Origin of the sequence: Streptomyces sp. NPDC057543, from assembly GCF_042801895.1 — a bacterium.
Lineage (GTDB): Bacteria > Actinomycetota > Actinomycetes > Streptomycetales > Streptomycetaceae > Streptomyces.
On the sequence record NZ_JBHVFF010000289.1, the window covers coordinates 1 to 11067 of the forward strand.

Here is an 11067-nt window from a genome sequence, read left to right on the forward strand (position 1 = left end):
GGCGGAGGGGCGCTCGCATACTGGCTGTATTCGGGCGTTCCGACAACGCGGCGAGGTGCCGTAGCTGTCGTCGTGCGCCCGCCAGGGATTACGGGGCAGCCCTTAGGAGGGAGGGCGGGGTGCCGTCCTTGCTCCAGGAGATGACGCCGGGGTGGACGGTCGCCGCATGTCCTCGTGCCGGGCTGCCGGCCACTCGCGCGCGGGTGGCGACTTCGGTGGCCCCGAGCGGAGCCTTTGCGTTCACTCGTCCCGAAAACTCCCGGAGGACCAGCTCGCCGACAGGGAAGTCTGCCCCGAAGGCGTCGGAGTTAACGCGCGTGGTCGCGGTGGTCGTGACCCGGGGAGCGTTGTGCCAGGGCTTGGGCGCGTGTGAAGACCTCGTCCGTGGACACGGCGCTGAGGCCGGCGAGTACGTCCTCCAGGGCGCCCAGCCATAGTCGGTAGTAGCGGTATGGCTCGCCGTGCTCCCGTGAGGCTGTCCAGGCGGTGATCCGGGCGATCAGCACGGTCTGGAATTCCGGCCAGCTGAAGACGCCCGCCTCGTACAGGGTGACGGCCATGCCGAAGGCGCGGCTTTCCCACGGCTCGGCGAACACCAGCTCACCGTTGGAGCGGGGAGGTGCTGCCGGGCCCTCGGTGTCCAGCGGCATGCTCACGGTGTCGCCACCTTGGCTACGCCGACCATCGCATCCCTGGTGATCAGTGGCACGAGTTCTTCTTCCGTGAGGCGCTCGGTGCCGGGTGGGCGCTCGGGCAGTACGAGCCAGCGCACCTCGCTGGTGGAGTCCCGGACGATGATCTGCACATCGTCGTCGAGCGTGAGTCCCATCTCGGCCAGCACCGTGCGCGGCTCCCTGACCACGCGCGCGCGGTAGGCGGGGTCCTTGTACCAGCTCGGCGGCAGGCCGAGGACCGGCCAGGGGTAGCACGAGCACAGCGTGCACACCACGACATTGTGGGTGGTCGGGGTGTTCTCGACCACGACAATGTGCTCGCCCTGCTGTCCCGAGAAGCCGAGTTCCTTGATGGAGGCGGTGCCGTCTTCGAGCAGACGCCGCCGGTAGTCGGGGTCCGTCCATGCCCTGGCGACGACCTTGGCACCGTTCAGTGGACCCACGCTCGTCTCATAGCGGGTGATGATCGCGTCCATGGCCTTCGGGTCGATCAGTCCGCGCTCGGTGAGCAGTTGTTCGAGCGCCTCGGTGCGCAGCGCCACGGAAGGGTTCTCGTCGGAGCCGGTGGTCATGCGGTGGTCTCCAGATAGCTCTCGTACATGTCCACGGTGACGGTGAAGGGTTCGGCGTCGGCGCCCCATAGCTCGCGCGAGTCGAACCGCACCGAATAAACGTGTTGGGGATTCTCACCCATGAAGTGTGCATTGGTGTCCGGCAGCACATGGGCGGGTTGGATGATCTCGACGACTCCACTGTGTCCCCGGACGTAGCGCGGCAGTCGAGTGTGCCCGGGCACGGACGTGTTCCTGGCGCGTACACGCTCGCCTACGCCGAACGTCGGTGAGGTCTCCACGGACCGCAGTGAGCCCTCGGCGGTGGGTGCGTACCGGGGCAGGGCAGGTTTTGGGACCGGTGGCTCCTCCACGTGTTCGCCGTGCAGGTTGCGGGCGCGGGCCTCGACCGCACCGGGCGCCAGGACGGAGTGTTCGGTGAGCATCAGTTCTCCGGCGTTGAGCCATCGCCCGAAGTAACCGTCGTCCAGGTAGGCAGCACGGTCCAGGCGCTCCAATGCGTGCCGGAAGGCATCCGTGTTGACGCCGCCGCAGGCAACGCGGCTGGAGAGAATCGCCAGCGCGAATGCCTTGCGCTCCCAGTCCTGCGCAAAGACGCGCTCCTCGCGATCCGGTGGATGAACGCTTCCCCAGCCCTGAGTGCCTCCCATGTCGGCAATTCCATCCATGACATGGCCTCTCATTTACCACAAAAGAAGACAAGTCCATCTTATGTGGCCGATGTCTGTGGCGTCACGCCGTACCCGTACTGCAATCCGTTTACCAGGTCAGTGACGAGGCGGCTCGGCCCGGTCGTTGGGCCCGACGCAGCCGGTGCTCAGGCGGCGAGGGCGCGCCGCCCAGGGTGGGTTTGTCCTCGTGGCGCTGCAGCGGACGGCGGCGGCCCTTCCCGTGATCGCTCCGTGAGTCGGGCAGATCCGTGGTCCCCGATGGGGCAACGGGTGACATGGAATGCGAGGGCCCGCTCGGTCGTGTCGGCGGGCACGGTGTGGACGTACTCCCCGGCGCCGCTGTAGAAACCCGAGCCACCGTGCGCTGACCCAGACTTCTTCGTCGCCCAGGTCGACCTCATGTTTCACGCTGAGGCCGGAGACCTTCGCCGAGCTGGCGAACCCGGACGCCAGCACAGGAGGCGATGAGTCGCTGATCAACCCGATGCAGAAGCTGATGCTGCGCTGCGCGTGCTGCCGCAGGTGACGATCGGAAGGCTCGCCGGGCAGCTTCGCGGCGGCGGGAATGAGCTTGCCATGGCGCTCGACATGCGTTTCGCCGCCCGTGGGCAGATCTAGCACCCGAGTCGTCGAGCCGGCCTCCGGTGGCGCCTTCGGCGGCGGAGGGCCCCGTACGGCACGGTTCGCTTCGGCTCTGGTGGCGAAGAGCGGCCGGGGATGCACTCGGTCTTGATGACCATCCACGGGTTCTCCGCCAGGGCATTGTCGAACGAGTCGCCGACCGAGCCCATGGACGCCTGGATACCGGGCCTGACCAGGCGTGTTGTGAGCTTCACGGACGTGTATTGACCAGGTTCAACCAGTGGATGCAACACCGGCTTATACGATCGATAGTAGATGGTCGTTGAGGGCTTCGGCGGGTGTCTTCCAACCGAGGCTCTTGCGGGGGCGACTTCGCGGCTGGCCAGGGCATACTCCAGCGAGGTGAGGACCAGGTCGGCGTCCGCGCGGGCGGAGGTCTCCCAGGAGACCACCCGGCGGGAGAACGCGTCGCGGATCGCGGACAGCCACAACGGCCCCTCCCCGGTGGAGATCATGGTCAGGCCGGTAACCCACAGCCGGTTCGGCCCATTCGCGGTGAAGTCGCGTTGCACCAGGTCAGGGGCCAGATCGGCGTCCGGGGCACGGCGAGTGAAACCCGTGCCCCGGCGGGGGTTGATCCCGGCCAGGCCGGAGGTCACGGCCCGATGGAAGACCTCTCGGTCGACCCCGACTCCGGGTCACTGCTGCGAAAGGCACTCGCTTCCGGCAGTCCACTCGGCATCGTCTGCCACGCGCCGGCAACTCTCCTCGCGGCCCGCGATGCAAACGGCGAAACGCCGTTCGCGAACTATCGTGTAACGGGTTTCTGTAACGAAGAGGAGGCGGGCGTCGTTTTCGCCGATAAAGCAAAGTGGCTGCTGGAGGACGAGCTGAAGAAGCTGCCGCCGCAGTATTCGCGGGGTCCGGCCTGGAAGCCGTACACGGTCGTTGACCGCACTCTTTTCACAGGGCAGAATCCCGCTTCCTCGGGTCCACTCGCCAAAGAGATAGTCAAGGCTCTGTCCTGACCGGGAGGGATTTCAAATGCCCTCCACGACGGGAGTCAGTCATGTGTCAGGTTGCGTTCAACGGTGCAGCGGGCCACATGGTGGCCCTGCCGGCTCAACTCAGCCACCGGCCCGGCTTGGAGGGCCAGTCGAGGAAGGCGTGGGTGCCACCGGCGGAGTCGGTGCGGATCAGTGTCCGCCGGCCACGCAGCAGGTGTCTGGGGTCCGAGGCCAGGGATCAGGCACCGGACACACCGTCACCGACCATGGAGAGTGGATCGACTACGGCGTCGAACGTTCTTTCGTCGACGTGTCCGCTTGCCAGGGCAGCCTCTTTGAGGGTCTGGTTGTTGGCGAGCGCAGACTCGGCGATGTGCGCGGCGTTCTGGTAGCCGATGACGGGACTCAGCGCCGTGACCAGCATGAGGCTCTCGTTTACATATTGCGCGATCTTTGTTCGATTCAGCTCGGTGCCGTTGACGCAGAAGGTTCGGAACTTCTCCATCCCGTCGGCAAGGATGCGTGCCGAGTGCAAGAAATTCTTGATGATCACCGGGCGCATCGCGTTCAGTTCGAAGTTTCCCTGGCTTCCGGCGAACGCCACTGCAGAGTCGTTGCCGAGCACCTGGATCGCGATCATGACGATGGCTTCGCACTGGGTCGGGTTGACTTTGCCAGGCATGATCGAGGAGCCGGGTTCGTTCTGGGGAAGCAGTAGCTCGGCGAAGCCGGTGCGTGGGCCTGAGGCCAGCCATCGCATGTCGTTGGCGATCTTCATCACGGCAACGGCCAGTCCGCGCAGTGCTCCGTGTGCTCGCACCATGGGGTCCAGCGACCCCTGCGCCATGAACTTGTTTGCGGCGGTAACAAACGGCTTGCCGGTCAGTTCGGCGATCTGCGCCGCGACGTCACGGCTGAAGTTCTTCGGCGCGTTCAGTCCTGTTCCAACGGCCGTGCCGCCCAGGGCCAGCGAGAGCAGCTCCTTTCGGGTGTGCTCGATCTCCTCGATGCAGGCACGTAGTTGGGCGGCGTAACCTGACCACTCTTGTCCCACGGCAAGTGGGACGGCGTCTTCGAGGTGCGTCCGGCCGATCTTCACGACCGTGTTCCACTCTTTGGCTTTTGCCTCGAGGACCGCGGCAAGGTCTCGAGCCTGGGGCAGGAGGTGGTCGTCGATCTCCTGAACTGCGGCGATGTGCATCGCGGACGGGAAGCTGTCGTTGCTGGACTGCCCCATGTTGACGTCGTCGTTTGGGCCGACCGGCTTCTGGCTCCCGAGCGTGCCGCCGAGCAATTGCGACGCACGGTTGGAGATGACCTCGTTGACGTTCATGTTGCTTTGGGTGCCTGACCCTGTCTGCCAGACGAAGAGGGGGAAGTGCTCGTCGAGCTCGCCCCGGATGACTTCCTCCGCGGCTCGCACGATCGCCTGTTTCTTCCATTCGGGCAGCCGGTGGGCGGCGGCGTTCACCAGCGCTGCGGCCTTCTTCACGTAGCCGTAGGCGTGGTAGACCTCCTTGGGCATCCGGTCGCTACCGATGGAGAAGTGGATCAGCGACCGTTGCGTCTGCGCACCCCAGTAACGGTCCGCCGGCACCTCGACCGTGCCCATGCTGTCAAATTCTTCGCGCTGTCCATCGGCCTGGATCCCGATCGGCACTTCCTGCATCTCGGGGACCGACTGGTTGCCCTGGCTCACTTCGCGTGCTCCACATCGCTCGTGGGATAGACCGGCTGCCACATCGCGTCCTGCACCGCTTGAATGAGGTTTTCGTGCGTCTTCGTCGCGACTCCATCCTGTGCAGCGGCGCGGGCGACGGCGACGGCGACTGTGGCCGAAGACGCCCTCAGGTTGGCAACCGGCGGCAGGAGTGAGGCCCCCGGATGGGACACATCGACCTGGCCGGCCACGGCTTCGGCAGCGGCGAGCAGCATGCTGTCGGTCACGTGACGGGCGCCCGAAACGATCGTGCCAAGGCCGAGTCCGGGATAAAGGAGCGCGTTGTTGGCCTGTCCGATCTCGTATGAAATGCCGTTGTAGTTCACTGGTCCGACCGGGATGCCCACCGCCATCAGCGCTCTGCCCTCCGACCAGATAATCGCGTCAGAAGGCATGACCTCGATGCGACTCGTCGGATTTGACAGCGGCAGGAGGACCGGACGGTCCACTCCCTCGGCCAGCGCGCGCACGACGTCCTCAGTGAAGGCGTTATGGACGGTCGATGTACCGATGAGGATGGTGGGTTTGACATGCTTGATGGTGGTCAACAGCTCGATCTCACCGTCCGCCCACGCGCTCACCTCGGACCTCGGCCTCGCGTACGCCCGCTGGTAGTCAGGCAGGTCCGCCATGTCGTCGGTCACGAGGCCATGGACGTCGATGAGCCAGATGTTGCTCTTGGCCTGTGCGGGCGTGGCGCCGTCACGCACCATCGCAGCATGGATCTGGTCGGCCATGCCAGTGCCAGCGGTTCCCGCTCCGAAGACCACCAGTCGCTGCTCGGACCAGCGTGCCCCTGTGACCTTCAGGGCAGAGAACACCGACGCCATGACGATCGCCCCGGTGCCCTGCATGTCGTCATTGAAGATCCGGTACTTGTCCGCGTTCTCCACCAAGATCCGCCGGGCGTTCGACGGCCCGAAGTCCTCGAAGTGCAGCAGCGCGTTCGGGAACAACTCGGACACGGTCTGGAGATAGAGGGTGATGAAGTCGTCGTACCGCTTACCGGTCACCCGGGCATGCCGGTTGCCCAGGTAGAGCGGGCTGTTGAGCAGCTGCTCGTTGTCTGTCCCGACATCGAGGTTCACAGCGATGACCCGGTTCGGGTCGATGCCGGCTGCCGCCGTATAAACGGCAAGCTTGCCGATAGAAATGTCGGTCCCGTTGACGCCCCAGTCCCCGATTCCCAAAATCTCCTGAGCATCGGAGACAACGATCAGATCGACGTCGTCTGCACCAAGGCCGAGCGACTCGAATGACGCTTTTACGTCCTCGGGGCGGTTAATTGACAGGTATACCGCGCGTGAGTCGCGGTAGTCCACGGACCATTGCTGGATCGCGTCACCCACGGTTGGGTCGTACACAACGGGCAGCAACTCGTCGAGGTGGTCGGCCAGCAGCTTGAAGTACAGTACCTGGTTCCGGTCGTGAATCTCATTGAGGTAGATGTACTTCTGCAGATCGGACGATTTCTGCTTGAGCTGTGTGTATGCCCGGTGGGCCTGTCCCTCGAGGGTCTCGACGGCGGCCGGTAGCCGCCCGGTGATCCCTAGCTTCGCCCGCTCCTCCAGTGTGTATGCGGTGCCGCGGTTTCGGTAGCGATCCTGCAGGACGGTCGGTTCGACAGGCATGGATGCCCTTTCGGAAGGTATTCGAGCATTAACGCTGTGCCCAATCCCGGGCAGGGCTCCGAAGGGCTCCCCTTGAATATCGGGAGCCCGCTACTGTCTTCACCCCGACCCGTCCAACGCCTGCTGCTGCGTATAGAGCAGGTGAAAAGTTCGCTATACCCGGGCACAAGTGTGATGGCTGTGTACGACTCCAGCACTCAGGACGAACGCTCGCGATCACACGGAACGGCATCAGGTTGTGACGAGGGTCTCGGGCTGCATCTCGTAGGAGTGCTGGATGGCCTGATGCCGCGTCCCGAGGCCATCCGTGACCTTGCGCTCCCAGGGAACCTGCTGGAGGCGCTTGGTCTCTTCGATCATCGACGTGGGCTCCAGATTGCGGAAACTGTCGACTTCTCCGGCAGCGACGGACGTCAACGTCGTATAGACCGCTTCAGGATCGAACTGTGCTCGAGGGAAGGCGAGCTTGGAGTAGTCAAAAAGCCGCTGAGACGGGTCGTCCTCCCAGCTCTCCCAGGTCTGGAACATCCGGTCGTTGAAGCCGGTCAGGAATGGCCCGGGGTTGACCGTGGCGACTTCGATGTTGTGCTCCTGCAGCTCGTAGGCCATGGTTTCGGCGATCGCCTCGACCGCGTGCTTGGAAGCGGAGTAGATGCCGGTGAAGGGGTTAACGTTCAGGCCCTCTCGGGATGAGACCCAAACAATTCTTCCGGCGCCACGCTTGACCATCTGCTTGGCGATCCCCTGAGTGAGGAGCAGCGGTCCGGTGACGTTGACCTCGAACTGGTGCCGGATGTTCGGTGCCGGAATATCAATTGTTGAGCCACCTTCGCCGACTCCTGCGTTGTTCACGAGGATCTCCACACCCCAGTTGAGAGCTTTGCGGCGATCACCGTCGTTGGTGACATCAAGCTTCTCGACCTGCAGGCTTACCCCTCGCTCGGCCGCCTGCCGCTTCAGCGTCTGGACCTGGGCATAGATCTCCACCGCGGCGATCACGACGAAGCCCTTTTCCGCCAAGCGCATGGCGGTTTCATACCCGAAGCCGGTACCCGCACCTGTGATGAGGACCTTCTTGAGTGCTGCACTCGCCATGCTGATGTGCTTCCTTTCGTATTGCTGGTTCAGCAGTCATCGAGGCTCTGGCCGCCGAGTGGGCTCCACCTGGAGCGGACTGGCGCGCTGACCGTTGCGTGGGGGGCGCGTTCCGTCCTCTAGCCGACGACGACGAACTCGCGTTGGACGTTGTCCGCGTCGCGGAATTCGACCGTCGAGTACACGATCGGTTTCCGTTTCGTCCCTGATCGGAGTGTGCTCGATCACCAACGTCCAGCTATGCCGTCCAGGTTTCCAGGTCGGAACGATCGCCCACCTGAAATGACACGTCATCCAGACCTGTTCGGGCCTCGTGGAGGCCCTCGTGCCGGTTACCTGTATTGGTGTGCAGCCCCATCACAAGCTCCGAATTCCATGGTTCAACTTCGGTCGCCGTAAAGAGCCAGCGCATAGCGCTGGACACTCACGACGTCCCCTGTCCCAGAGTCAATCTGGGAGCTTCAATCTGCACCTCTGTTGCGTCCAGTCGAGTGGTCCGCGACGGCGCCGCTGCGGGCAGCGCGCCGGAAGGCGCTCGCGCGTCGGGCCTGAGGGGCGGCCGTCGGCGTGACGGGTTCGGCTTCCTGCCACCCGCAGGTGGGCACGCGGCTGACGAGCGCCCGGGTGCTGTGACGACCGCCAACGCGCAGACGCCCGCGGCCCGAAGGCCTCCGCTGGCGCCTGCCCCATCACCAGGGCCTCCGGCAAGCTTCTCTGGCAGCCGCCATCTGCTGCTACATGCGACTCGTCCACCTCGCCACGTAGAACACGGTTTTGAGATTACGTGAGACAGAATCAGCGAGTAATTCGATATGCGAGTGGGTGTCATTCACCGATCTCTGGGTAACCGCTCGGATTGCCCCCCGTTGATTCAGGACTACGCTGATCTAGCACCTAACGCCGACTCTCCGACTTTCTGCGCCGGAGGCTCCCGTCCGGGTTCGCGTCGCCGACCGGATTCGGCAATCGCGGCAGTTATGGCCGACGCCTTTCGCGCGATCCTTACTGTTCTCAGTCGCCGAAAAGACCGAGTTCCCTTGTACGCCGAGGAAATGGAAGCACATGACCGTCTCTGAGATCTTGAAATCAGGCGGGGGAAGGCTGGCCCTCGGAGTGGCGATGTTCTCCGCCCTGACCGTGGTGCCGGCTCACTCCGCAGACGACCTCGGCAGGGCCCCGGGGGGCCAGAAGCCGACCGTGGTGCTCGTGCACGGAGCATTCGCCGACGGGTCCAGCTGGAACGGAGTGGTGCAGCGCCTGCAGCGGGACGGCTACCAGGTCATCGCCCCGCCCAACACGCTGCGCGGCATACCCCAGGACTCGACGTACCTGAACAACCTCCTGAAGACCATCAAGGGGCCGATCGTCCTCGTCGGACACTCCTACGGCGGCGGGGTGATCTCGCAGGCGGCCGCCGGGCTCGACAACGTCAAGGCACTGGTGTACGTCAACGCGATCATGCCGGACAAGGGTGAGTCGTTCGCCAGCCTCTCCGGCAAGTTCCCGGCCCCCCCGCTCACCAAGGCGCTCAAGCAAGTACCGTTCCGCAACGGCGACGGCACCACGGGCACGGACGTGTACATCCAGGCCGCCAAGCTCCACGCGACCTTCGCCCAGGACCTCCCGCAGCAGCAGACGTCCGTCATGGCGTCGACACAGCGCCCGATCGCGCAGTCGGCGTTCACCGACAAGCTCACCGCAGCGGCCTGGCGGGACAAACCGGTCTACGTGCTCGTCGGCACCCAGGACCGGGCCATAGACCCGAGCCTCGAGCGGTACGAGGCCAAGCGCGCACACGCGCGCAGGACGGTGGAGATCAACTCCTCGCACGTGTCACTGGTCTCCCACCCCCAGGCGGTCACTGATCTCATCGTGAGCGCGGCCCACGACTCCGGTCACCAGTAGGCGAACGGGCAGCACCCCGAGCACAGGCGGCGAGGGGCCTCCAACAGACACCGGAAACCCACCCGCAGAGCGCATCCACGGTCACCCACGTAGGCAGCGAAGACGCCAGGGCCCCAGATCACCCGGAGCCAGGGCGCATCAGGCAGCAGCTCATTCATGGCCGGCACCTCCCCTGGCCAGGAGCCGGCGGATCAGGGCCGCGCGCCAAGATCCACTGGACACCCCTGATGCACTCCCGAACGCGGTTGCCGTCAAAGGCTGCCGGTCAAGGCAGGAGCCAGAGGCCCTGTGGATGGCGTTGTCAAGTTCGACTCGGACCGTGGGATGATCTTGGTGTAGATCGTCGCGGGGAGAGGCTGCGAGTGGAGAGCGGGAGGGCACCGTCGTACAGGGGTTACCGGTTTCCGCCCGAGGTAATCGGTCACGCTGTGTGGCTGTATCACCGTTCCCCGATCTCCTGCCGGGAGGTCGAGAAGCTCCTCCTGGAACGCTGCATCATAGTCTCCTACGAGACGGTCCGGGCCTGGTGCGCCGCGTTCGGCCCCGCCTACGCCACGCAGTTGCGCCGCCAGCAGCCGCGTCCCGGCGACAAATGGCATCTGGACGAGGTGTTCATCAAGGTCAACGGGAAGATGCGGTACCCGTGGCGCGCGGTCGACCAGGACGGAGGCGTCCTCGGCATTCTCGTCCAGGACCGCCGTGATACGGCCGCAGCCAGGCTCTTCTTCCGCGAGCTTCTCAAGGGCCTCAAGTACGTACCCCGCGGGGTCGTCACGGACAAGCTCCGCAGCTACGGTGCCGCCCACCGCGAGCTCATGCCGTCGGTCGAGCACCGCAGTTCGAAGTACTTGAACAACAGAGCCGAGAAAAGTCATCAGCCCACGAGGCAGCGCGAGCGCGCTATGAAGGGCTTCCGCTCCAGCGAGCGGCCCAGAGGTTCCTTGCCGCCTTCAGCCGGATCTCCAGCCACTTCCGGCCCCGACGCCATCTGATCACAGCGAGTGACTATCGCACCGAGCGATGACCAGGAGGGCGGCGTCGTCGGCGAGGTGGCCGCCGGCGTGGGCGAGCAGATCGCGGTGGATGTGGTGCAGCAAGGTGTCGGGGTTGGTGGCGGGGAAGGAGGCGACTCGTTCGGCGAGCGGGTAGAACGCTCGGGACGGTGAGCGGGCTTCGATGACACCGTCGGTGTAGAGGACGAGCATGTCAC

10 protein-coding genes and 1 pseudogene are annotated in these 11067 nt (G+C 64.8%); 3 read left to right on the top strand and 8 right to left on the bottom strand.

What is annotated here, in order from left to right; translation table 11 throughout:
• Positions 1–308: 308 nt before the first annotated feature.
• From ACFU8Q_RS33710 to ACFU8Q_RS33725, 4 genes are all read right to left on the bottom strand, one after another.
• On the bottom strand, positions 309–650 hold the full coding sequence (locus ACFU8Q_RS33710; protein WP_384461614.1) for a nitrile hydratase accessory protein: 342 nt from the start codon (positions 648–650) through the stop codon (positions 309–311).
• Between the two features lie 2 nt (positions 651–652).
• Entirely contained in the window at positions 653–1246 is a 594-nt protein-coding gene (gene nthA / locus ACFU8Q_RS33715; protein ID WP_384461590.1) for a nitrile hydratase subunit alpha, read from the bottom strand.
• Positions 1243–1914 carry a nitrile hydratase subunit beta gene (gene nthB / locus ACFU8Q_RS33720; protein ID WP_384461593.1) on the bottom strand — a complete coding sequence of 224 codons (672 nt, stop codon included), beginning with the start codon at positions 1912–1914 and terminating at the stop codon, positions 1243–1245. Before nthB ends, nthA begins: the two co-directional genes overlap by 4 nt.
• A 617-nt stretch (positions 1915–2531) precedes the next feature.
• Positions 2532–3158, bottom strand: a complete 627-nt coding sequence (locus ACFU8Q_RS33725; protein WP_384461596.1) for a transposase — start codon at positions 3156–3158, stop codon at positions 2532–2534.
• A 6-nt stretch (positions 3159–3164) separates the two neighbouring features.
• Here ACFU8Q_RS33725 and ACFU8Q_RS33730 point away from each other — a divergent pair, with 6 nt between their 5' ends.
• On the top strand, positions 3165–3527 hold the full coding sequence (locus tag ACFU8Q_RS33730) for a hypothetical protein (RefSeq protein WP_384461599.1): 363 nt from the start codon (positions 3165–3167) through the stop codon (positions 3525–3527).
• A gap of 217 nt (positions 3528–3744) precedes the next feature.
• Here the strand turns inward: ACFU8Q_RS33730 and fumC are convergent, their stop codons facing one another.
• From fumC to ACFU8Q_RS33745, 3 genes are all read right to left on the bottom strand, one after another.
• Positions 3745–5205 carry a class II fumarate hydratase gene (gene fumC, locus ACFU8Q_RS33735; RefSeq protein ID WP_384461602.1) on the bottom strand — a complete coding sequence of 487 codons (1461 nt, stop codon included), beginning with the start codon at positions 5203–5205 and terminating at the stop codon, positions 3745–3747.
• Positions 5202–6857, bottom strand: a complete 1656-nt coding sequence (locus ACFU8Q_RS33740; RefSeq protein ID WP_384461604.1) for an NAD-dependent malic enzyme — start codon at positions 6855–6857, stop codon at positions 5202–5204. Before ACFU8Q_RS33740 ends, fumC begins: the two co-directional genes overlap by 4 nt.
• A gap of 231 nt (positions 6858–7088) precedes the next feature.
• On the bottom strand, positions 7089–7952 hold the full coding sequence (locus tag ACFU8Q_RS33745; protein WP_384461607.1) for an SDR family oxidoreductase: 864 nt from the start codon (positions 7950–7952) through the stop codon (positions 7089–7091).
• A gap of 1062 nt (positions 7953–9014) precedes the next feature.
• On the opposite strand from ACFU8Q_RS33745, the gene ACFU8Q_RS33750 reads away from it, so the two are divergent.
• The gene (locus ACFU8Q_RS33750) at positions 9015–9857 is read left to right on the top strand and encodes an alpha/beta fold hydrolase (RefSeq protein ID WP_384461609.1); all 843 of its coding nucleotides are present in this window, start codon (positions 9015–9017) and stop codon (positions 9855–9857) included.
• Positions 9858–10219: 362 nt separating this feature from the next.
• Positions 10220–10881 (top strand): annotated as a pseudogene (locus ACFU8Q_RS33755) (IS6 family transposase).
• On the opposite strand, the gene ACFU8Q_RS33760 reads toward ACFU8Q_RS33755, so the two are convergent.
• Positions 10850–11067 (bottom strand): SpoIIE family protein phosphatase (locus ACFU8Q_RS33760; protein WP_384461611.1); only part of this gene is annotated, 218 nt, incomplete at its 5' end. The pseudogene ACFU8Q_RS33755 and the gene ACFU8Q_RS33760 overlap by 32 nt on opposite strands.